The 21920-nt window shown below is 63.9% G+C and carries 18 protein-coding genes; 17 read left to right on the top strand and 1 reads right to left on the bottom strand.

What is annotated here, in order from left to right; genetic code table 11:
* Nucleotides 1-70: 70 nt before the first annotated feature.
* Nucleotides 71-937, bottom strand: coding sequence for a LysR family transcriptional regulator (locus MA04_RS10380; RefSeq protein ID WP_163124387.1), 867 nt, complete (start codon nt 935-937; stop codon nt 71-73).
* Nucleotides 938-1195: 258 nt separating this feature from the next.
* On the opposite strand from MA04_RS10380, the gene leuC reads away from it, so the two are divergent.
* The 17 genes from leuC to MA04_RS10295 all read left to right on the top strand — a co-directional run bounded on the left by leuC (nt 1196) and on the right by MA04_RS10295 (nt 21903).
* Nucleotides 1196-2608, top strand: coding sequence for a 3-isopropylmalate dehydratase large subunit (gene leuC / locus MA04_RS10375; protein WP_262460361.1), 1413 nt, complete (start codon nt 1196-1198; stop codon nt 2606-2608).
* Nucleotides 2609-2614: 6 nt separating this feature from the next.
* Complete coding sequence (leuD, locus tag MA04_RS10370) at nt 2615-3268, top strand: 3-isopropylmalate dehydratase small subunit (RefSeq protein WP_163124392.1); 654 nt, start codon at nt 2615-2617, stop codon at nt 3266-3268.
* 26 nt (nt 3269-3294) lie between these two features.
* Nucleotides 3295-4371, top strand: a complete 1077-nt coding sequence (gene leuB / locus MA04_RS10365; protein WP_163124394.1) for a 3-isopropylmalate dehydrogenase — start codon at nt 3295-3297, stop codon at nt 4369-4371.
* 56 nt (nt 4372-4427) lie between these two features.
* Nucleotides 4428-5540 (top strand): aspartate-semialdehyde dehydrogenase, encoded by a 1113-nt coding sequence (gene asd / locus MA04_RS10360; RefSeq protein ID WP_262460360.1) that lies wholly within the window; start codon nt 4428-4430, stop codon nt 5538-5540.
* A gap of 160 nt (nt 5541-5700) precedes the next feature.
* Nucleotides 5701-6714 carry an aspartate-semialdehyde dehydrogenase gene (locus MA04_RS10355; RefSeq protein ID WP_163124400.1) on the top strand — a complete coding sequence of 338 codons (1014 nt, stop codon included), beginning with the start codon at nt 5701-5703 and terminating at the stop codon, nt 6712-6714.
* Nucleotides 6715-7147: 433 nt separating this feature from the next.
* Nucleotides 7148-10288, top strand: coding sequence for a FimV/HubP family polar landmark protein (locus tag MA04_RS10350; protein WP_262460359.1), 3141 nt, complete (start codon nt 7148-7150; stop codon nt 10286-10288).
* A gap of 404 nt (nt 10289-10692) precedes the next feature.
* Nucleotides 10693-11481 carry a tRNA pseudouridine(38-40) synthase TruA gene (truA, locus tag MA04_RS10345; RefSeq protein WP_163124406.1) on the top strand — a complete coding sequence of 263 codons (789 nt, stop codon included), beginning with the start codon at nt 10693-10695 and terminating at the stop codon, nt 11479-11481.
* A 326-nt stretch (nt 11482-11807) separates the two neighbouring features.
* The gene (locus tag MA04_RS10340; protein ID WP_163122201.1) at nt 11808-12452 is read left to right on the top strand and encodes a phosphoribosylanthranilate isomerase; all 645 of its coding nucleotides are present in this window, start codon (nt 11808-11810) and stop codon (nt 12450-12452) included.
* A 58-nt stretch (nt 12453-12510) separates the two neighbouring features.
* A complete protein-coding gene (gene trpB / locus MA04_RS10335) occupies nt 12511-13722 on the top strand; it encodes a tryptophan synthase subunit beta (RefSeq protein WP_163122197.1) in 1212 nt (403 codons plus the stop codon).
* An 11-nt stretch (nt 13723-13733) separates the two neighbouring features.
* Entirely contained in the window at nt 13734-14537 is an 804-nt protein-coding gene (gene trpA, locus MA04_RS10330) for a tryptophan synthase subunit alpha (RefSeq protein WP_262460358.1), read from the top strand.
* Nucleotides 14538-14604: 67 nt separating this feature from the next.
* A complete protein-coding gene (gene accD / locus MA04_RS10325; protein WP_163122191.1) occupies nt 14605-15477 on the top strand; it encodes an acetyl-CoA carboxylase, carboxyltransferase subunit beta in 873 nt (290 codons plus the stop codon).
* Nucleotides 15474-16730, top strand: coding sequence for a bifunctional folylpolyglutamate synthase/dihydrofolate synthase (locus MA04_RS10320; protein WP_262460357.1), 1257 nt, complete (start codon nt 15474-15476; stop codon nt 16728-16730). Before accD ends, MA04_RS10320 begins: the two co-directional genes overlap by 4 nt.
* A gap of 100 nt (nt 16731-16830) precedes the next feature.
* Complete coding sequence (locus MA04_RS10315; protein ID WP_163122185.1) at nt 16831-17472, top strand: SPOR domain-containing protein; 642 nt, start codon at nt 16831-16833, stop codon at nt 17470-17472.
* Between the two features lie 160 nt (nt 17473-17632).
* Nucleotides 17633-18133, top strand: a complete 501-nt coding sequence (locus tag MA04_RS10310; protein ID WP_026949739.1) for a CvpA family protein — start codon at nt 17633-17635, stop codon at nt 18131-18133.
* A gap of 15 nt (nt 18134-18148) precedes the next feature.
* On the top strand, nt 18149-19672 hold the full coding sequence (gene purF, locus MA04_RS10305) for an amidophosphoribosyltransferase (protein ID WP_163121694.1): 1524 nt from the start codon (nt 18149-18151) through the stop codon (nt 19670-19672).
* Nucleotides 19673-19689: 17 nt separating this feature from the next.
* Complete coding sequence (locus tag MA04_RS10300; RefSeq protein ID WP_262460356.1) at nt 19690-20901, top strand: O-succinylhomoserine sulfhydrylase; 1212 nt, start codon at nt 19690-19692, stop codon at nt 20899-20901.
* A gap of 93 nt (nt 20902-20994) precedes the next feature.
* On the top strand, nt 20995-21903 hold the full coding sequence (locus tag MA04_RS10295) for an AAA family ATPase (RefSeq protein WP_262460355.1): 909 nt from the start codon (nt 20995-20997) through the stop codon (nt 21901-21903).
* Nucleotides 21904-21920: the final 17 nt, after the last annotated feature.

Here is a 21920-nt window from a genome sequence, read left to right as displayed (position 1 = left end):
ACACGAACTGTTTTTGACTTTCGCTATTCACTGTTAACTGTTAACTATTCACTGCCGTCATCGCTGTTAACTATTCACTATTAATTGCTTCAAGGAAGGCCCGTGCCGCATTCGACCGGCTCCGCCCGGGGTGGGTGACCACGCCGAGTTTGCGTTCCGGCAGCGGTGTGTCCACCGCCAGTTCGATCACGCTCTGGTCCAGCATGGTGGCCGGCAGCACGCTCCAGCCCAGGCCGATGGACACCATCATATGGATGGTCTCCAGATAGTTGGTGGACATGGAGATGTTCAGCGCCAGGCCGTGCTCCTGGAACAGCCGTTCGACGATGCGGCGGGTGAAGGTCACCGGAGAGGGCAGGATGGCACTGAAGCGGGTCAGGGTTTCCAGGGTGAGATCCGCTTGCCGGGCCAGCGGGTGTTCCGGCGCGCACATGAACACCAGCGGGTCGTCCCAGATCACCTGGCTGTGCAGGCGGGTATCCGGCTGCGGCGGCAGGGTCACCACCCCCATCTCCAGATCCCCGTGCAGCACCGACTCCCAGGCTTCCTCGGAATCAATGAAATGAATGTCCAGACGCACCTGCGGGTACTCCCGGGAGAAACGCCGCAGCACCGGGGGCAGGCGGTGCAGACCGATATGGTGGCTGGTGCCGATGCGCAGGGTACCGCTGACCTCGCCGGTTAAGTTGTTGATGGCGCGGCCCATGTCCTCCAGTTCCTGAAGCACCTTCCGCGCCCGCGGCAACAGCGCTTCGCCGGCTTCGGTGAGGCGGATGCGCCGCCCGACCCGGTCGAACAGCCGCGCGCCCAGTTGCTGCTCCAGCACCGCGATGCGCTTGCTCACCGCCGGCTGGGTCAGGAACAGCCGCTCCGCCGCGCCGGAAAAGGAGCCGCTCTCGGCCACGGCCATGAAGGCTTGCAGGGATTGGGTGTCCATAAAGTCTCGCTTGCACGCAACACGCAACACGCAACACGCAACACGCAAAAATAGGGGGGGTAGCGTGCAGGCGTGTTGCGTGTAAGCGTGCCAGCGCTTCCCTTGCAAGGCCGGAAGCCCTTTGCTTTCCGGATCTCTGCAATACTCTCAAATAACCTCTGGGAATCCAAACCATAAAAAAGATGAATTGGATTTATCTTATGCCCCCGCGTAGGGTGTGGGCATTAACAGCCCCCCAAGGCTCCAGGAGAAGCATCAATGGCAGGCAAGACCCTCTACGACAAGTTGTGGGACGCCCATCTCGTCGCCCAGCGGGAAGACGGATCGGCGTTGATCTACATCGATCGTCACATCATTCACGAAGTGACCTCGCCGCAGGCCTTCGAAGGGCTGCGTCTGGCCGGGCGGCAGCCCTGGCGGACCGGCGCGGCGGTGGCGACCATCGACCACAATGTGCCGACCACGCCGTTCAAGAGCGCCGCCGACATCACCGATGAGACCTCGCGGATTCAGGTGCAGACGCTGCAGGACAATACCCGCGAGTTCGGCATCACCGAGTTCGGTATCGGTGACGTGCGTCAGGGCATCGTGCACGTGATGGCGCCGGAGCAGGGCGCGGTAGTGCCGGGCATGACCGTGGTGTGTGGCGATTCCCACACCTCCACCAACGGCGCACTGGCCTGTCTGGCTCACGGTATCGGCACCAGTGAGGTGGAGCATGTGCTTGCCACCCAGACGCTGGTGGCCAAGAAGATGAAGAACATGCAAGTGAAGGTGGAGGGCGACCTCGGCCCCGGCGTCACCGCCAAGGACGTGGTGCTGCACATCATCGGTGTGATCGGCACCGCCGGCGGTACCGGCCACGCCATCGAATTCGCCGGCAGCGCCATCCGCTCGCTGAGCCTGGAAGGCCGCATGACGGTTTGCAACATGGCCATCGAGGCCGGCGCCCGTGCCGGCATGGTGGCGGTGGATGACGTCACCGTCGATTACGTCAAGGGCCGCCCGATGGCGCCCAGCGGTGAACAATGGGCACAGGCGGAAGCCTACTGGCGCACCCTGGTGTCCGATGACGACGCCCGATTCGATACCGTGGTGGAGATCGACGCCGCCGACATCAGCCCGCAGGTCTCCTGGGGCACCAGCCCGGAAATGGTGGTGGCGGTGAACGCCAGCCTGCCGGATCCGCAGGCGGAAAACGACGAAGTGAAACGCTCCGGTATGTTGCGCGCCTACGAGTACATGGGCCTCAAGCCGGGCATCAAGGTCGGTGATATTCCCGTGGACCGGGTGTTCATCGGTTCCTGCACCAATTCGCGAATCGAGGATTTGCGCGCCGCCGCCGATGTGGCCAAGGGCCGCAAGAAAGCGGATTCGGTGAAGCAGGTGCTGGTGGTGCCGGGTTCCGGTCTGGTGAAGAAGCAGGCGGAACAGGAAGGCCTCGACAAGATCTTCATCGAAGCCGGTTTTGAATGGCGCGAGCCCGGTTGCTCCATGTGTCTGGCGATGAACCCGGACCGTCTGCAACCCGGTGAGCACTGCGCCTCCACCTCCAACCGGAACTTCGAGGGCCGGCAGGGCAACGGCGGCCGCACCCATCTGGTGAGCCCGGCCATGGCCGCCGCCGCCGCGGTGGCCGGTCATTTCGTCGACGTGCGGGAATTGGGGTAAGCGATCATGGAAAAATTCGTCAAGCATGAAGGGTTGGTGGCGCCGTTGGATCGCGCCAACGTGGACACCGACCAGATCATTCCGAAGCAGTTTCTCAAGTCGATCAAGCGCACCGGCTTTGGGCCGAACCTGTTCGATGAGTGGCGTTATCTGGACGAGGGCTACCCGGGCCAGGACAATGACGCACGGCCGAAGAACCCGGATTTCGTGTTGAATCAGCCGGTCTATCAGGGCGCTACTATTTTACTGGCCCGCCGCAACTTCGGTTGTGGCTCCAGCCGTGAGCACGCGCCCTGGGCGTTGATGGATTTCGGTTTTCGCGCGGTGATCGCGCCGAGCTTCGCCGATATCTTCTACAACAACTGTTTCAAGAACGGCCTGCTGCCCATTGTGCTCTCCGAAGAGCAGATGGAAGAGCTGTTCCAGGCCGAGGCGGCCAATCCCGGCCTGCGTCTGACCGTGGACCTGGAAGCCCAGCAGGTGCGCACGCCGGAAGGCAAGGCCTACGATTTCGACATTGATGAGTTCCGCAAACACTGCCTGCTCAACGGCCTCGATGAGATCGGCCTGACCCTGCAGGAAGCGGACACCATTCGTGCCTATGAGGAACGCCGCCGGGCCCGCGAGCCCTGGGTGTTCGCCGAGCACGCGAACCACTGATCAGGACAACACCACGGAAGCGAACCATGAGCCACATTCTGATTCTGCCGGGTGACGGCATCGGCCCGGAAATCGTCCAGGAAGCGGTGCGCGTGCTGCGCGCCGCCGAGCAGCGTTTCGGCCTCGACATCAGCCTGGACGAGGCGCCGGTGGGCGGCGCCGCCTATGACCTGCACGGTGACCCGCTGCCAGAGAGCACGCTGAACAAGGCGCGCGCCGCTGACGCGATTCTGTTCGGTTCCATCGGCGGTCCCAAGTGGGACACCATCGAACGGGACAAGCGCCCCGAGCGTGGCCTGCTGCGGCTGCGCTCCTCGCTGGGCCTGTTCGCCAATCTGCGCCCGGCGATTCTGTTCCCGCAACTGGCGGACGCCTCCTCGCTGAAAGCGGAAGTGGTGTCGGGCCTGGATATTCTCATCGTCCGTGAACTGACCGGCGGCATCTACTTCGGTCAGCCGCGCGGTATCCGTGAGGAGAACGGCGAGCGGGTCGGCTTCAACACCGACGTCTATTCCGAATCGGAAATGCGCCGTATCGCCAAGGTGGCGTTCGAACTGGCCGGCCAGCGCAACAACAAGGTCTGCTCGGTGGACAAGGCCAATGTGCTGGAAGTCACCGAGCTGTGGAAAGAGGTGGTCACCGACGCCGCCAAGGACTACCCGAATATCGAACTGTCCCATATGTACGTGGACAACGCCGCCATGCAACTGGTACGCGCGCCGAAACAGTTCGACGTGATCGTCACCGGCAACCTGTTCGGTGACATCCTCTCCGATGAAGCCGCCATGCTCACCGGCTCCATCGGCATGCTGCCCTCCGCGTCCCTGGACGAAAACCGCAAGGGCCTGTACGAACCCTGCCACGGCTCGGCGCCGGATATCGCCGGCCAGGGCATCGCCAACCCGCTGGCCACCATCATGTCGCTGGCCATGCTGATGCGCTACAGTCTGGAGCGTGGCGACGTGGCGGATGCGATTCAGGCCGCGGTGGAGCAGGTTCTCGATCAGGGGCTGCGTACCGCGGATATTTACACCGAGGGCACGCGCAAAGTGAGCACCGAGGAAATGGGCGCCGCCGTGGCCGAAGCACTGGCTCGCGGTTGATCGGCGCCTGAACCCATAGATTAAGAAGGGGCAACCCCTTCGGGAGACAAGTCTCAATGAAGAAAGTCGGTTTTATCGGCTGGCGTGGCATGGTCGGTTCCGTATTGATGGACCGCATGCGTGAGGAAAACGATTTCCAGGACATCGAACCGGTGTTCTTCTCCACCTCCCAGGTCGGCCAGGCCGGCCCGGATGTGGGCAAGGAAATTCCGGCGCTGGGCGACGCCAAAAGCGTCGATGAGCTGAAAAAACTGGACGTCATCGTCACCTGCCAGGGCGGCGACTACACCAATGAGGTGTATCCCAAACTGCGTGAAGCCGGCTGGCAGGGTTACTGGATCGACGCCGCCTCCGCGCTGCGCATGCAGGACAACAGCGTCATCGTGCTGGACCCGGTGAACCGCAAGGTGATCGACCAGGCGCTGGACAACGGCGTCAAGGACTACGTCGGCGGCAATTGCACCGTGAGCCTGATGCTGATGGCCCTGGGCGGTTTGTTCAACGCCGATCTGGTGGAGTGGGCCAGCGCCCAGACCTACCAGGCGGCCTCCGGCGCCGGCGCCCAGAACATGCGCGAGCTGATCGCGCAGATGGGCACCATCCACGGTGCCGTGGCGGACAAACTGGCGGATCCGGCCAGCGCCATTCTTGACATCGATCGTCAGGTGGCGGACACCATGCGGTCCAGTGATCTGCCGCAACAGCACTTCGGTGCGCCACTGGCCGGCTCGCTGCTGCCGTGGATCGACAAGGAAATGGAAAACGGCCAGAGCAAGGAAGAATGGAAAGCCCAGGCCGAGACCAATAAAATCCTCGGTCGCGGCGAGCAGCCGATTCCGCTGGACGGCACCTGCGTGCGTATCGGTGCCATGCGCTGCCACGCTCAGGCACTGACCGTGAAACTGAAAAAGGACGTGCCGCTGGACGAAATCTACGACCTGATCCGCAACGCCAACGACTGGGTAAAAGTGGTGCCCAACGAGAAAGAGGCGACGCTGCGTGACCTGACGCCGACGGCGGTAACCGGCACCTTGACCGTTCCGGTGGGGCGCCTGCGCAAGCTGAACATGGGCGGCGAATACCTCAACGCCTTCACCGTCGGCGATCAGTTGCTGTGGGGCGCCGCCGAGCCGCTGCGTCGCATGCTGCGGATTCTGCTGGAAAGATAAATATCGCTGGCACGCTTGCACGCCGGCACGCTGGCACGCTAAAACCCGGGGGGCGTTGCACGACCCTCATGAGCCGGGTTTGGCGTGTTGGCGTGCCGGCGTGTTGCGTGTAAGCGCTGTTCCCAACCATGGGACGGCAGTCGTCCTGGAGGAAAATGCAATGTCGATGGAACCCGGATTGGCGGTGGTTGGTGCCACCGGCCTGGTGGGCGATGCCCTGCTGGAGCAGCTGGCGCAGCGCAAGGTGCCCTACGGAGAGCTGTTCCTGCTGGCCTCCGAAGAGAGTGAAGGCAAGTCGTTGCGGGTGGGCGGCCGTTCGCTGACGGTGCAGCGGCTGGAGGGCTTCGACTTCTCCCGCGTGGCGCTGGTGGTGTTCGCCGCCGGCGCCGCGGTGTCCCAGGAATGGGCGCCGCGCGCGGTGGACGCCGGAGCCATGGTCCTGGACCTGTCGCCGGCGTTCCGCTACGAGCCGGACGTGCCGTTGCTGGTGGCCGGGGTCAACGACGAGCAGATTCCCGCCGCCCGCGAGCGCAATCTGGCCGCCGCCGCCGACGCCGCCACCGTGCAACTGATGTTGGCGCTGAAGCCGCTGATGGCGATCTCCGAATTGCAGCGGGTCACGGTGACCCAGTTGCAGGCCGCCTCCTCCTCGGGGCGCAATGGCGTGGAGCGTCTGGCCCGCCAGAGCGCGCGTTTACTCAATGGCATGGAGGCCAGTGAAGGCGCGGAACCGCAATACGCCTTCAACCTGGTGCCCACCGTCGGCCGGCTGCAGGACAACGGCTATACCAGCGAGGAATTGAAACTGATGCTGGAAGCCCGGCGGGTGCTCGGCCGTCCGGACCTGGCCGTGGATGTGAGCTGTGTGCAGGTGCCGGTGTTCCATGGCCTTTCCCAGGTGGTGGTGGTGCGCGGCGGTCTGCCCATCGGTCTGGCTCAGGCGCAGGCCTGCTGGGACGAGGCACCGGGTCTGGCCCAGGACGACGGCGGTGAGGGCGATGGTGCCTCCCCGGTACGGCAGGTGAAGGAAGAGCCGCTGGTGCGGCTGGCCCGTGCCCGGGAAGACGTGGACGGGCAGGGCGAACTGAGCTTCTGGACCGTGGCCGATAACATCAAGGCCGGCGCCGCCCGTAATGCCGTCCTGTTGGTGGAGCAACTGCTCGCCGGGGCCTGATCCTGTTCTCAACCGTCCGACTCCAATTCCCACAGCGGCCTTGTAGCGACGTGTATGCGGCCAGAGGCAATTCATGGGCAAAGGAAGTGCTTACCCCCTCGACAACCCCCATCCCACCAGAATAAAGTCGTAGCTCTCGGGCCGCCCTGACGGCCCGAGGTGGGGGCGTTTCAATTCACGGTTGGGCGTGCATTTTTCCGAAAAAACCATGAAAAATGCGCACTTACTAGCAATATGTGACGCAGTTTCTAGGTTTATACCCCGTCGTCGGGCACAATCGAATGCGGACTTTCTGACCAGAGCGTCTCAGAATAAGGTTTGTTTTCTCTGGATTGTTCCAGACCTTATTCCGAGACTCGCGGAAAGAAATCCGCAGCGTGCCTGCCGGCTCAGAGGGCGGGGAATACAGAATAAGTAACTGGGGTTCAACCACATGCTCCGAAAATTTGGCATAGGGTTTGTCGCGCTGGCGGCGATGACGCCGGGGCTTGCGGCTGCTCTGGGGGTGGGGGAATACGAGCTTAACTCCTATCTGAACCAGCCGCTGGAGATGGACGTCGTCCTGCACGAAACCGGACGGCTGTCGACAGAGGAAATCGTGGTCAATCTGGCCCCGCAAGCGGAATTCGACTCCGCCGGGGTGGATCGTGGCTATTTCCTCAATGATCTGACTTTCGAGGTGACCTTCACCGGCGAGGGCGACGGGGTGCTGCATATCCGTTCCCGCCAGCCGGTGCGTGAGCCCTACCTCAACTTCCTGGTGGAAATCCTCTGGCCCACCGGCCGCCTGGTGCGCGAATACACCGTATTGCTGGATCCGCCCAGCTACGATGCCGGTGGTGAGGCGGTCAGTGCCGCCCAGGTTCAACCGGCGCCGGTGCCGGTCGTGCCGCAAGCGGAGCCGAAAACCGAACCGGCACCGCCCGCGCCGGAGCCCGAACCCGAAGCCCTGGCGCCCGCCGTCAGTGACCAGGAGACGGAAGGAGAACCAGGAGACGAGACGGAAACCGCCGCCGAGCCGGTGGCCGAATCCGCGGAACCGAAGCCGGAACCGGAGCAAGCGGAAGCGGACTCGGACCAGGGTGGCACCGCCAGCGGCGCGACACCGGGGCGTGGCACTCTGAACGAAAGCAATGACCGCTACCGGGTGCGCTCGTCCGATACCCTGTGGCGCATCGCCGCCGAGCATCGCCCTGGCGGGGGGGTCTCCGTCCAACAAATGATGATGGCGATTCAGGAGATGAACCCGGAAGCCTTCATCGACGGCAACATCAATCTGGTGCGGGAAGGCGCGGTGCTGCGGCTGCCCAGCGAACGTCAGGCGGCGGCGATCGCCAGCAGCGAAGCCATGCGGCGGGTGGCCGATCAAACCAGCGAATGGCGCCAGCGGCGCGCGGCCAGCGGCAATGAAGAGGAAACACTGGCGGCGGCGCAACTGGATGCCACCGAGCAAAGCGATGCCGCACCGGTGGAGCAGGACGACGATGGCGGCCGGGTCACGCTGGTGGCGCCGGATTCCACCGACGCCGCCCGTGACGGTGATGGCACAGGTACCGGCGACGGCGGCGAGGCGGCCACCGCCGCGCTGCAGAACGAACTGGCTATCCGTGACGAGAATCTGGACCGGCTGACTCGGGAAAACGATGAGCTGCGCAGCCGCATCGATGAACTCGACGAGCAGTTGGGCACCAGTGGCGAAATGCTGCGCTTGCAAAATGAGAAGATCGCGGCGCTTCAGGAGGCATTGCGGCAGCTGCGGGAAGGCGAAGGCGATGGCGGCGTGGATGAGGCATTGCTCGCGCCTACGCGGATGCCCTCTACGCGGATAACCCCTGAGCAACGGGCCTTGGACGAGCCGGCGCCAACGGAAATGAAGGATCCGGCGTCGCAACGGAGCGACACCGGATCCGGCCCGGGCCCGGCGGCGGCCACTTCGCCGCCGGCCGAGTCCGCTGCCATGGACTCTTCTACTATGGACTCTTCTACTATGGAGAGGCCCGACGGCGCCGCCGAGGCCGCGCCGAAACCCCTGTCCCAACCGGCAAGCGGCGCTGACAGCGCCGCTTCCGTGCGTCCGCTGCCGCCGGCGGCCGAGCCGGCTGCCCCGGCGCCCGCTGGCTGGCTGGACTGGGTAATGCGCAACCTGCTGTATCTTGGAGCCGCCGTGGCGGCACTGTTGCTGCTTCTGCTGTTGGCGTTGCGCCGCCGTCAGGGCGGCAAGGATGACCCGGAGGAAGACGCTTTGCCGCCCTTGATGCCGCTGGCGGATGACGGCGACAACGAGGACGAAGGGCCGTCCGGGCAGGACCCGATGGTGGCGCGGACCGGCGCCGGCGCCGGCGACGTCGATGAAGAGGATGGATCCCGTGCCGCCGCGTCCGCCAATCAGGATCCGCTGGAAGAGGTGGAAGTCTATGTGGCCTATGGCCGCTACCCGCAGGCGGCGGATTTCCTCCGTAATGAAATCAATCAGGCGCCGGGCCGTAACGATTTGAAAGTGCGGCTGCTGGAAGTGCTGAACGAGATGGGCGATCAGGCGGCGTTCCGGCAGCAGGCCGCGCTGTACGCTGGCACCGCGGTGGAACTGGATCGGGCCATCGAACGGCTGGGTGGTGGCGGACAGTCCGGCACGGACCAGTCCGCCCCGCTATCCCTGGACGATCTGGAACTGGATCTGGCCGGTGATTTCAGCGCGCCGGCCCCGTCGGAGCACGATCAGCACGAAGAAAGGGGGGAGGACCCGCTCAATCTGGATGACTTCGAGTTCAGTCTGGACGATGACAAGGCGCCGCCGAGCGAGGCCGATGACGACGAACCGGTGCTGATCGACGACGACCCGGAAGAGGCCCTGGCCCTGGACGAGGAGCCGTTGACCCACTCCACGCTGACGGTCCGGGACGATACTCCGGTAAGCTCGGATGGTCTCGATCTGGATGACCTGGATTTTTCTTCCGACACCGACGACAGCGATGACATCGAGGGCCTGGAGCTGGACTCGACGCCGGTGGAAGCCTTGCAGGAGGAACCGGCGGCCGGGACGATGTCGCCAGGATCGGAATCACTGGAGTTCCAACTGGACGACCTGGAACTGGAGTGGGACGGCGACAAGGCCGAGCCCGCTGCCGAGCCGGTCTCCGAACCGGAGAGCGACGACCACGGCGAAGCGGGGACGGAGGATCAGGGGGACGACACCTTCGAGTTCTCCCTGGACGGCCTGGATCTGGACGATGCCGGTGCCGATGAAACCCCGGAGGAGGCGATCGAACTGCCCGAGCCGGTGGCCGCCGATGCCGGCACGGAAGCTTTCGGGGACCAGGCCTTCGAGGCTCCGGCGCCCGCCGAGCCGCCGGCCAGCGAGGTTCAGGAACCGCCCGCGCCGGTGTCCGCCGACGAGGACGATGATTTCGACTTTCTGGCGGAAACCGATGAAAACGCCACCAAACTGGATTTGGCTCGCGCCTACATCGAGATGGGGGATATGGAAGGCGCCCGGGATATCCTTAACGAGGTGATCAGCGAAGGCAGTGACAGCCAACGGGACGATGCCCGCCAGTTGCTGGAGCGCGTCGAGTAAGGCGGTATCGCTTACACGCAACACGCCGTCACGCTAACACGCTTTGAAAACACGCGGTCATCTTGGACGTGAGAGTGCAATGGGCTTTGTAGGGAGCCTCTGAAAAACGTCATGCCGGACTTGATCCGGCATCTCCCTCTGTAGGGGCATGACTTCGTAGAAGGAGATGCCGGATCAAGTCCGGCATGACGAGGTTGCTTTGAATTCATATCCCCAAGGCCGGCAAGCGGGCCTTGGGTTTGGCGTGCCGGCGTGTTGCGTGCCAGCGTGCCAGCGAATTGTGGGACACCAGTGGCTCACGAGCCGCGATGCGGCCACGATAGCGAAAACGCCGTTCTGTAAAAAAAGGGGGCGATGCCGTAAGGTATCGCCCCTTCCTTTTGGCGTGAAAAAACAGGCCCATCATGACCCGGATCGCGTTGGCGGTGGAATACGATGGCAGCCGTTTCCATGGGTGGCAGACCCAGGCGAACGGCGTACGCACGGTGCAATGGCACCTGGAGCAGGCCCTGTCGCGGGTGGCGGATCATCCGCTGACGCTGATCTGTGCCGGCCGCACCGATACGGGTGTGCATGCCACCGGCCAGGTGTGCCATTTCGATTCAAACGCCAATCGTGACATGAAAGCCTGGGTCATGGGTGGCAATCGTTTTTTGCCCGATGACGTGGCGATTCGCTGGGCGGTGCCGGTGAGCGATGACTTTCACGCCCGTTTCAGTGCCTTCCGGCGCTGCTATCGCTACGTGATTTACAATGCCGGCGCGCCGCCGGCGCTATTCCGCCGACAGGTGACCTGGAACCACCGGCCGCTGGATGTGCAGCGGATGGCCGATGCCGCCCGGGCGCTGGTGGGCACCCATGACTTCACGTCCTACCGTTGTGTGCATTGCCAGGCCAAGTCGCCGGTGAAGACGCTGCACCGGCTGGACATTCAGCAGCGCGGTCGGATGATCATCCTGGAAGTGGAGGCCAATGCCTTCCTGATGCATATGGTGCGCAACATCGCCGGCGTGCTGATGGCTATTGGCGCCGGTCACCAACCGGTGGAATGGGCCGCCGAGGTGCTGGCCGCTCGTGACCGCCGCGAAGGCGGCGTCACCGCGCCGCCCTATGGACTGTATCTGGTGGATATCGGTTACCCGGATCAGTTTGAATTGCCGAAGGAGCCGTTGGGGCCGCTCTGGTTGGAGTAGGTTGAAAAGGGGTCGAAGCCACTGTGGGGGCTTGCCTGCAAGCGAATGCGCCGACGCCGGAGGGCCTGAATTCGCCAGCAGGCTGGCTCCCACAGGTCGTGCTACGAAGCCGCTGTGGGAGCTTGCCTGCAAGCGAATGGGCAGACGCCGGAGGCCCGGAATTCGCCGGCAGGCCAACTCCTGCAGCGGCTTCGTAGTTCGGAAGTGTTGAATGGCATGTTCGCGTGCCAGACCCTCGCCGCTTTGCTAACATGGACGGTCCCCGCGGGGCAGGTGGCGCCGCCTGTGGCGCTGTCCTTCGGCCCGCGTTTCCTGATAGGATTTCGATGAGCACACCCCGGGTTAAAATCTGCGGTATTACCCGTCCGGAAGACGCGGTACACGCCGCCCGCGCCGGCGCCGATGCCATCGGCCTGGTGTTTTATCCATCCAGTCCCCGCTACGTGGATCCGCGACGTGCCGCGCGCATTCTCGCCGCGTTGCCGCCGTTGGTGACCACTGTGGGCTTGTTCGTCAACGCCGACGCGGGACTGGTGCGCGAGTACCTGCGTGAGCTGCCCCTGGACATGCTGCAGTTCCACGGTGACGAAACGCCGGAATACGGCGCCGCTTTCCAGCGTCCCTGGATCAAGGCCCTGCGCATGCGTGACGGCGCCGACCCGGCCAGGGTGGCGCGCGAGTACGCCGCCGCCGGCGCCCGCGGGTTATTGGTGGACAGCTATGTGCCGGGCACCCCCGGCGGTACCGGCGAACGCTTCGACTGGGGCCTGCTGCCCCGGGAATCGGCGTTGCCGTTGATCCTGGCCGGTGGTTTGACACCGGCCAACGTGGCCGAGGCCGTGCGCCAGGTGCGCCCCTGGGGGGTGGACGTGAGCGGCGGCGTGGAGGTGCGGGCCGTGACCGGCGCCACCCTCGGCGGTATCAAGGACCGCCACGCAGTGCGGGCCTTTTTGCGCGCGGCCAAGGCCTAATCAGGCCGGTCCGGCGCGACAATCCTGACAGTACGCTATCCCAGACGAGGAGCATGAGGTGACTGAACGTCCTGATTACAAGGCATTCCCCGACCAGCGGGGCCACTTCGGGCAATTCGGCGGACGGTTCGTCTCCGAAACCCTGATGGCCGCTTTGGACGAACTGGAAACCATGTACCGGCGTCTCAAGGATGACCCCCAATTCCAGGCCGATTTCGATTACGACCTGGCCCACTACGTGGGGCGTCCTTCGCCGTTGTATCTGGCGGAACGCTGGAGCGAACAGCTCGGCGGCGCCCGCGTCTGGCTCAAGCGTGAGGATCTCAACCACACCGGCGCCCACAAGGTGAACAACACCATCGGCCAGGCCTTGCTGGCCAAGCACATGGGCAAGAAGCGGGTGATCGCGGAAACCGGTGCCGGTCAGCACGGGGTTGCTTCCGCCACCGTGGCCGCCCGGCTGGGGCTGGAGTGCCACGTTTTCATGGGCGAGGAAGACATTCGCCGGCAGCGGCTCAACGTCTACCGCATGAAACTGCTCGGCGCCGACGTGATTCCGGTGACCTCCGGCTCACGCACGCTCAAGGACGCCATGAACGAAGCCATGCGCGACTGGGTCACCAACGTGGACGACACTTTCTACATCATCGGTACCGTGGCCGGGCCGCACCCGTACCCGATGCTGGTGCGGGACTTCCAGTCGGTGATCGGCCGCGAGGCCCGGGAGCAAAGTCTGAAGCAGGCTGGCAAACTGCCGGATGCGCTGGTCGCCTGTGTCGGCGGCGGCTCCAACGCCATTGGCCTGTTCCACCCGTTCCTGGAGGACGAGGGCGTGGCCATGTACGGCGTGGAAGCCGCCGGTGATGGTGTCGCCACCGGCCGTCACGCCGCGCCGCTGACCGCCGGACGCCCCGGTGTACTGCACGGCAACCGCACCTATTTGATGGAAGACGAGAACGGGCAGATCATCGAGACCCACTCGGTGTCCGCCGGTCTGGATTATCCGGGGGTCGGCCCCGAGCATTCCTGGCTCAAGGACATCGGCCGGGTCAATTATGTGGCCGCCGACGACCAGGAAGCGCTGGCCGCGTTCCGTGAACTGACCCGGGTGGAGGGCATCATGCCGGCGCTGGAATCCGCCCATGCGCTGGCCTATGCGCGCAAGCTGGCGCCCACCATGAGCGCGGACCAGAATCTCATCGTCAATCTGTCCGGACGGGGTGACAAGGATATCCTGACCGTGGCCGATATCGACGGCATCGAGTTTTGAGGGGGAATGCCATGAGCCGTATTCAAGCCTGTTTCGAACAACTGAACACGAGCGGCCGCAAGGCGCTGATTCCCTATATCACCGCCGGTGATCCCAACCGGGAAGTGACCGTGCCGGTGATGCACGCGATGGTGGAGGCGGGCGCCGACATCATCGAACTCGGGGTGCCGTTCTCCGATCCCATGGCCGATGGTCCGGTGATCCAGAAAGCCTGTGAGCGGGCTCTGGAATCCGGCACCAGCCTGCGCGACGTGCTCGCCATGGTCGCCGAGTTCCGGCGTCGGGATGATCGTACTCCGGTGGTACTGATGGGTTATCTGAACCCGGTGGAAGCCATGGGGTACGAAACCTTCGCCGATGCCTGCGTCAGTGCCGGCGTGGACGGGGTGCTGCTGGTGGATCTGCCGCCGGAGGAATGCGAGGACATCGTGCCGCAATTCCGGCAGCGCGGTGTCGATCTGATTTTCCTGGTGGCGCCGACCACCACCGATGAGCGCATTCGCCGCATCGGCGAGGCGGCCAGCGGTTATCTTTACTATGTCTCCCTGAAGGGCGTCACTGGCGCCGCCACCCTCAATGTGGAGGAAGTGGCGTCGCGGGTTGAAACAATTCGCAACCTTGCCCAATTGCCCATTGGGGTAGGCTTTGGTATCAAAGACGCGGCATCGGCCCGGGCCGTCAGCCGGGTCGCCGATGGCGTGGTGGTGGGCAGCGCGCTGGTCAACCAGATTGCCGCCAACGCGCAACGGACCGAAGCCATCGCACCGGCGGTGGCGGCCGTGCTTGCCGACATGCGCTCCGCCATGGACGAATAAGCCGGTGCCGTACTCGCTTGGAGAGAAGCGGGTCCCATAAAGCGGGTCAAATACAAGGGTCTAGGTAATGAGCAACAACTGGCTGGAAAAGATTTTGCCCGCGGTTCGCCGACCGCAGGAAAACCGTCGCAACAGCGTACCCGAAGGTCTGTGGCGCAAGTGCCCACGCTGTGACAGTGCTTTGTACCGGCCGGAACTGGAGCGCAACCTGGATGTGTGTCCCAAGTGCGAACACCATATGCGTGTCGGGGCCCGCAAACGCCTGAAGCTGTTCCTGGACGAAGGCGTCACCTCCGAGATTGGTGTGGAACTGGCGCCGGAGGACCGGCTCAAGTTCAGGGACTCGAAGAAGTACAAGGACCGCCTCACCGGCGCGCAGAAGGACACCGGCGAGAAAGACGCGCTGGTGGTGCTGAAAGGCAAACTGCATGGCCTGCCGCTGGTGGCCTGTGCTTTTGAATTCCGCTTCATGGGCGGTTCCATGGGCTCGGTGGTGGGTGAGCGTTTCGTGCGCGCGGTGGAAGTGTGCCTGGAACAGCGGCTGCCGCTGGTCTGCTTCTCCGCCAGTGGCGGTGCGCGCATGCAGGAAGGTCTGTTCTCGCTGATGCAGATGGCCAAGACTTCCGCCGCCCTGGAGCGTTTGCGTGAAGCCGGGCTGCCGTTCATCTCGGTACTCACCGATCCGGTCTATGGCGGCGTATCCGCCTCCCTGGCCATGCTGGGCGATATCAACGTGGCCGAACCCAATGCCCTGATCGGCTTCGCCGGTCCGCGGGTGATCGAGCAGACCGTGCGGCAAAAGCTGCCGGAAGGCTTCCAGCGCAGTGAGTTCCTGCTGGAGCACGGCGCCATCGACATGATCGTGCCGCGTCTGCAAATGCGTGACACTCTGCACCGTCTTCTCGCCAACATGACCCGGGCGCCGCTGTCCACTCAATGAGCGACCTTCAACACTGGCTCGAACGCATCGAGCGGCTCCACCCCAGCGAAATCGAGCTGGGGTTGGAGCGTTTGCGCCGCGTCGCCGGAGATCTGGGCGTGCGCACCTTGCCGATGCCGGTGATCACCGTCGCCGGCACCAACGGCAAGGGCTCGGTGGTACGCCTGCTTACCGCCATGGCGGAGGCCGCCGGGCTGCGCTGCTGTGTTTATACCTCTCCCCATTTGCTGCGCTTCAATGAACGTGTCCGGCTGCCTGATGGCCCCGCCTCGGACCAGGCGCTTTGCCAGGCTTTCGCAGCGGTGGAGCAAGGGCGTGGCAACACCGCGCTGACTTATTTCGAGTTCACCACCCTGGCCGGGCTGTGGTTGTTCCAGCGCAGTGACGCCGACCTGTGCATCCTTGAAGTGGGCCTGGGCGGGCGGTTGGACGCGGTCAACCTGATCGACGCCGATGTGGCGGTGGTCACCTCGGTGGGGCTGGATCATCTGGACTGGCTCGGCGACAGCCGCGAAGCGATTCTGCGGGAAAAAATCGGCATCGGCCGGGCCGGCCGGCCGCTGGTCTTTGGTGAATCGGCGGCGCCTTCTAATCTGGACTCGGAACTGGCGGCGCTGGCGGCCTTGCCGCTAAGGGCAGGGCGGGAGTTCACGCTGGGCGATGGCGAAGTGACCGTGCGTGACGGCGATGAGCAACGCCGCTACCGGATACCGGAGCCGGCGCGTCTGGGCGATGACAATCTGGCCACCGCGATCCAGGCCCTGGCAGCGGCGGGTTTGGCGCCGGCCCCACATATTCCGGGGCAGGTAGCGGATACCGGGCTTACCGGCCGTTGCGACCGGCGCCGTTTTAAAGGCATCGATTGCATTCTCGATGTCGGTCATAACCTGGAAGCGCTGACCCGGCTGCGGCGGCAGTTGCCGGCCTGTTCCGGCCGCCGCCGGCTGGTGCTGGGCATGATGGCGGACAAACCGGTGGAGCAGGTGGTGGCGCTGTTCGCCGCCGAGCCACTGGAGTGGTATCCGTGCCGGCCGGATCTGCCCCGCGCCGCCACCGTGGAAAGGCTGGCGGCGGCGTTGTCGGGGGTGACTTCGAAGACAGCGGCGGCCCATCTTTGCGACAGCGTCGCCGAAGCCCTGGCGGCGGCGGTGAACGACAGCGATACTGGCGATCAGGTGGTGATCGTGGGATCCTTCTACACCGTGGCCGAAGCCCTGACGGTGATCGAAGCGGTTCCGCCGCCGGCGCGCTAGAATCCCGGCAGCGCCAGGCCGAATCGCCTCTGGGATGTGGCCGGCCTGGGTCCGTGACCCATCCGTTGTTGGACCTTTTATTCGCAAGGAGCCTCCGTTCGTGCAGTCCCGCACCCGTCACCGTTTGATTGGCCTGTTGCTGCTGCTTCTGCTGGCGGCGATTCTCGCTCCCCTGGTTCTGCGCTCCCCGGATCAGGTCCGGGTGGCATTGGATATGACCTTGCCGGAAGCGCCGGCGCTGGAAACCACCGAGGTGGAACCGGTCATCGATGAGCAGGAGCAGGAAAGCCTGGAGCGGGAGATCGAAGCGGATCAGCAGGCGGTGGCCGATGCCGGCCAGGCGGAACTGCAAGAGCCCTTGCCCGAAGAGCAGGACGGCAAGGACGAGGCGGCACCGGCCCCGGACGATCAAGCCGAGTCCCAGCCGGAACCCCAGCCGCAACCGGATCCCGAGCCGGAACCCGAGCCCGCCCCGGCGCAGAACGGCACCCTGCCGACATCGGGCTTCACCGTTCAAGTCGCCAGTTTCAGTGATCAGGCCAATGCCGAGGCCCTGGTGGAACGGTTGCGCGAGGCGGGCTACAACGCCTATTTCCGCGCCCAGGAACAGGACGGCAACCGCTGGCAGCGAGTGTTCGTGGGGCCGGAAATCCAGCGCCAGGATGCCGAGGCGATGAAACAGCGCCTGCGCGATGACAAGCGCTTCGCCCTCGACGGCCTGGTGCGCACCTTCGTGCCTTAGTGATCTCTACAAAGCCGCTGTGGGAAGCTGGCTTGCAAGCGAATATGCCCCTATACACATAGGCTCCGACGATGACGTTCATTCAAGTTCATCCATGGGCAAGCGCGGGACGCTCTGGTAAACTTTGCCGCCTGTTCCGCCCACGCCCCATCTCATGACTCTGAACCTGGCAGACGGCATCATCCTGTTCATCATCGCTGTGTCGGCCCTGATCAGCCTCCGCCGCGGTTTCACCCGGGAAGCCTTTTCTCTGCTGACGTGGGTGGCCGCCTTTGTGGTGGCGCGGTTGTTCAGCCCGGCGCTGGATGCGCTACTGGTGGATCAGATCGAGACCCCCAGTCTGCGTTTGGCGGTGGCGTTTGGTGTGCTGTTCGTCCTGACACTGGTGATCGGCGCGCTGATCAATCATTTGCTCGGTGAGTTGGTCCGGGTCACCGGCCTGAGCGGGACCGACCGGCTATTGGGCATGGTATTCGGCGCCATTCGCGGCGTCCTGCTGGTGGTGGTGCTGGTCGCACTGGGCCGCCAGCTTTTCATTGAGGATCCCTGGTGGCAGGCGTCGGTACTGGTACCGCATTTCGTCATGCTGGAGAACTGGACCCGCCAGGTGGCCGGGGATCTGCTCACTTATCTCATCAACATCAGCGCAAGCTCCAGCTAGCTCGAGGATAAGCAAATGTGCGGCATTGTTGGCATCGTGGGCCACTCCCATGTGAACCAGGCGATCTACGACGCCTTGACGGTCCTGCAACACCGTGGACAGGATGCCGCGGGCATCGTTACCTGTGACGGCGATCGGCTGTTTCTGCGCAAGGACAACGGCATGGTGCGGGACGTGTTCCGCAACCGCCATATGCGCCGGCTGGTCGGCAACATGGGCATCGGCCACGTGCGTTACCCCACCGCCGGAAGCTCCAGTTCCGCCGAGGCGCAGCCGTTTTATGTGAACTCGCCTTATGGCATCACGCTGGCGCATAACGGCAACCTGACCAACTCCGAGGCGCTGGCTGAACACATCTTCCGTGCCGACCTGCGCCACATCAACACCACCTCCGATTCCGAAGTGCTGCTCAACGTGTTCGCCCACGAGTTGCAACTGCGCGGCAAGCTGCAGCCGGAGCCGGACGATATCTTCGACGCGGTGGCGGCGGTGCATCGCCGGGTGGAGGGCGCCTACGCGGTGGTCGCCATGATCACCGGCTACGGTATTCTCGCGTTCCGCGACCCGCACGGTATCCGCCCGGTGTGCTTCGGCAAGAAGGACACCGAGCAAGGGCCGGAATACATGGTGTCTTCCGAGTCGGTGGCGCTGTCCTCCCTGGGCTTCCATCTGGAACGGGACCTGGAACCCGGTGAAGCGGTTTACATTACCGCCGATGGCCAGATGCATACCCGTCAGTGCGCCGACAACCCGCAACTGAGCCCGTGTATTTTCGAGCACGTTTATCTGGCCCGACCGGATTCCATCATGGACGACATTTCCGTGTACAAGGCGCGCCTGCGCATGGGCGAAAAGCTGGCGGAGAAAGTCGAGCGGGAATGGCCGGATCATGACATCGACGTGGTCATCCCGATTCCCGATACCAGCCGTACTTCCGCCTTGCAAATGGCCAACCGGCTTAACGTGAAGTACCGGGAAGGCTTCATCAAGAACCGCTACATTGGCCGCACTTTCATCATGCCGGGCCAGCAGATGCGGCGGAAATCCGTGCGCCAGAAGCTGAACGCCATCGAACTGGAATTTTCCGGCAAGAATGTGCTGCTGGTGGATGATTCCATCGTGCGCGGCACCACCTGCCACGAGATTATCCAGATGGCGCGTGAAGCCGGTGCCCGCAAGGTCTACTTCGCCTCCGCCGCGCCGGCGGTGCAGTACCCGAACGTATACGGCATCGACATGCCCGCCGCCGATGAACTGATCGCCCACGACCGCAGTGTCGACGAGGTTTGCCGGATCATCGGCGCCGACCGTCTGATCTATCAGGATCTGGAAGACCTGGTGTCCGCCTGCAAGGAAGGCAACTCGCGGATCAAGGAATTCGATTGCTCCGTGTTCAACGGCGTCTATTTAGCCGGTAACATCGACCAGGACTATCTCCAGAATCTGGAGCAACGCCGCAACGACCTGGCCAAATCCGCTCGCGAACAGGCCCGGGCCCTGGCGGAAAACGAAGTCATCGACCTGCACAACTCCAATTGAGGTGAACCGAGAACATCATGAGTGATTTTTCTGATCCGAACGAACTGCATACCGATACGCTGGCGATTCGCTGGGCGCAGTTGCGTACCGATCAGATGTCGCACTCCGAGCCGTTGTTCCTGACTTCCAGCTTCGTCTATGACAGCGCCGCCCAGGCGGCGGCGCGGTTCTCCGGCGAGGAGCCGGGCAACGTCTATTCCCGTTTCACCAACCCCACGGTGGCGGCGTTCGAACAGCGCCTGGCCGCCATGGAAGGGGCGGAAAAGGGCGTGGCCCTGGCCTCCGGCATGGCCGCCATCAGCAGTACCTTTTTTGCGCTGCTGGCCCCTGGCGATCATATCGTCAGCTCCCGCAGTGTGTTCGGCACCACCAATGTGGTGTTTGATCGCTATCTGAAAAAATTCCAGGTCGAGACCACCATGGTGGACCTGGCGGACCTGGAGCAATGGCGCGCCGCGATCCGGCCGGAAACCAAAGTGCTGTTCCTGGAGACGCCGTCCAATCCGCTCTCCGAAGTCGGCGACATTCCTGCCCTGGCAAAACTGGCCCATGACAACGGCGCCATTCTTATCGTCGACAACTGCTTCTGTACGCCCGCGTTGCAGAAGCCGCTGGCGCTCGGCGCGGATCTGGTGATCCACAGCGCCACCAAGTACCTGGATGGACAGGGGCGCTGCCTGGGCGGCGCCGTGGTGGGCCCGGCCAAACTGGTGGACGAAGTGCACGGTTTCGTCCGCTCCGCCGGTCCGAGCATGAGCCCGTTCAATGCCTGGGTATTTCTCAAGGGGTTGGAGACCCTCGGCATTCGTATGGAAGCGCATTCCCGCAACACCCTGGTGCTGGCTGAATGGTTGGAACAACAGCCGGGCATCGCGCGCGTGCATTACGCCGGACTCAAATCCCACCCGCAGCATGAACTGGCGGCGCGTCAGCAAAGCGGATTCGGCGCGGTACTGGCGATCGAAGTGGAAGACAGCGATGGTAACCGGGACCGCCAAGCCGCCTGGCGTTTCATCGATGGTACCCGGCTGATCTCGATCACCGCCAATCTTGGCGATACCAAATCCACCATCACCCATCCGGGCAGCACCACCCATGGGCGGGTGGCGGAAGAAGACAAACAACGGGCCGGCATCACGGAAAATCTGATCCGTATTGCGGTAGGCTTGGAAGACTTGGCGGACCTGAAAGCGGATCTGTCCCTGGGGCTGAAAACGCTGGGATTTTGAGGGAAGAGGTCCGACATCGGGTGTAGCCAGCCTCTTTTGGGCTCCTGAATTGGGGGGAGCGCCGTTTTAAAAAACGACGACAAGGCCGTACCCATGCAGGCATTGGAAAAAGCCCTGGCCCAGGTGGGCCGGGTGGTATTGGGGAAACCGGAACAAATCAAACTGGCCCTGGCCTGCATGCTCGCCGGCGGCCATCTGCTGATCGAAGACCTGCCCGGCATGGGCAAGACCACCCTGGCACAGGCCCTGGCGCGGGTCTTCCGGCTCGATTACCGGCGGGTTCAGTTCACCAGCGACATGTTGCCGGCGGACATTCTCGGGGTCTCCGTATTCGATCCGGACAGCCGTGAATTCACACTCCGGGAGGGGCCGGTATTCACGCAACTGCTGCTGGCCGACGAGATCAACCGTGCCACGCCCAAAACCCAGGGGGCGTTGCTGGAGGCCATGGAAGAGCAGCAAGTGTCGCTGGATGGCCTGACCCGGCCGCTGCCTGAACCCTTCTTCGTGGTGGCCACGCAAAACCCGGTGACCCAGGCCGGCACCTTCGTCTTGCCGGAATCCCAACTGGACCGCTTCTTGATGCGTATTTCGCTCGGCTATCCGTCGCCGGAAGTGGAGCGGGATCTGCTCGCCGGCGGTGACCAGCGTGATCGGGTACGGCAACTGGAAGCGGCGATTGAACCTGCGGGGCTGCGGAAACTCTGCCGCTTCGTCGATCAACTGCGTGCCACCCGGGAGCTGATCGACTACGTACAGCGTTTGCTGGACGCCACCCGTGCCGACAGTCGTTTCGTCGCCGGCCTTTCGCCCCGTGCCGGTCTGGGTCTGCTGCGTGCCGCCCGTGCCTGGGCGTTGCTGCACGGTCGTGACTATGTGCTGCCGGAAGATGTGCAGTCGGTCTGGGCGGCGGTGGCGGAGCACCGGCTGCAGCCCCGCGAAGGCGGCAACGTGGCGGCGATGACCCAGTCTCTGTTGCAAACCGTGCCGGTGGTGCGCTGACCGGCGCGAGCGAGGGA

The sequence above is a fragment of the Alloalcanivorax balearicus MACL04 genome, assembly GCF_025532145.1.
Lineage (GTDB): Bacteria > Pseudomonadota > Gammaproteobacteria > Pseudomonadales > Alcanivoracaceae > Alloalcanivorax > Alloalcanivorax balearicus.
Note: the sequence above shows the minus strand (reverse complement) of the source record. Positions and strands in the feature narration are given on the sequence as shown.

What these genes read in the sequence shown, in the direction of transcription:
- MA04_RS10380 (WP_163124387.1), bottom strand. Translation starts at nt 937, where the DNA reads ATGGACACCCAATCCCTGCAAGCCTTCATGGCCGTGGCCGAGAGCGGC.
- leuC (WP_262460361.1), top strand. Translation starts at nt 1,196, where the DNA reads ATGGCAGGCAAGACCCTCTACGACAAGTTGTGGGACGCCCATCTCGTC.
- leuD (WP_163124392.1), top strand. Translation starts at nt 2,615, where the DNA reads ATGGAAAAATTCGTCAAGCATGAAGGGTTGGTGGCGCCGTTGGATCGC.
- leuB (WP_163124394.1), top strand. Translation starts at nt 3,295, where the DNA reads ATGAGCCACATTCTGATTCTGCCGGGTGACGGCATCGGCCCGGAAATC.
- asd (WP_262460360.1), top strand. Translation starts at nt 4,428, where the DNA reads ATGAAGAAAGTCGGTTTTATCGGCTGGCGTGGCATGGTCGGTTCCGTA.
- MA04_RS10355 (WP_163124400.1), top strand. Translation starts at nt 5,701, where the DNA reads ATGTCGATGGAACCCGGATTGGCGGTGGTTGGTGCCACCGGCCTGGTG.
- MA04_RS10350 (WP_262460359.1), top strand. Translation starts at nt 7,148, where the DNA reads ATGCTCCGAAAATTTGGCATAGGGTTTGTCGCGCTGGCGGCGATGACG.
- truA (WP_163124406.1), top strand. Translation starts at nt 10,693, where the DNA reads ATGACCCGGATCGCGTTGGCGGTGGAATACGATGGCAGCCGTTTCCAT.
- MA04_RS10340 (WP_163122201.1), top strand. Translation starts at nt 11,808, where the DNA reads ATGAGCACACCCCGGGTTAAAATCTGCGGTATTACCCGTCCGGAAGAC.
- trpA (WP_262460358.1), top strand. Translation starts at nt 13,734, where the DNA reads ATGAGCCGTATTCAAGCCTGTTTCGAACAACTGAACACGAGCGGCCGC.
- accD (WP_163122191.1), top strand. Translation starts at nt 14,605, where the DNA reads ATGAGCAACAACTGGCTGGAAAAGATTTTGCCCGCGGTTCGCCGACCG.
- MA04_RS10320 (WP_262460357.1), top strand. Translation starts at nt 15,474, where the DNA reads ATGAGCGACCTTCAACACTGGCTCGAACGCATCGAGCGGCTCCACCCC.
- purF (WP_163121694.1), top strand. Translation starts at nt 18,149, where the DNA reads ATGTGCGGCATTGTTGGCATCGTGGGCCACTCCCATGTGAACCAGGCG.
- MA04_RS10300 (WP_262460356.1), top strand. Translation starts at nt 19,690, where the DNA reads ATGAGTGATTTTTCTGATCCGAACGAACTGCATACCGATACGCTGGCG.
- MA04_RS10295 (WP_262460355.1), top strand. Translation starts at nt 20,995, where the DNA reads ATGCAGGCATTGGAAAAAGCCCTGGCCCAGGTGGGCCGGGTGGTATTG.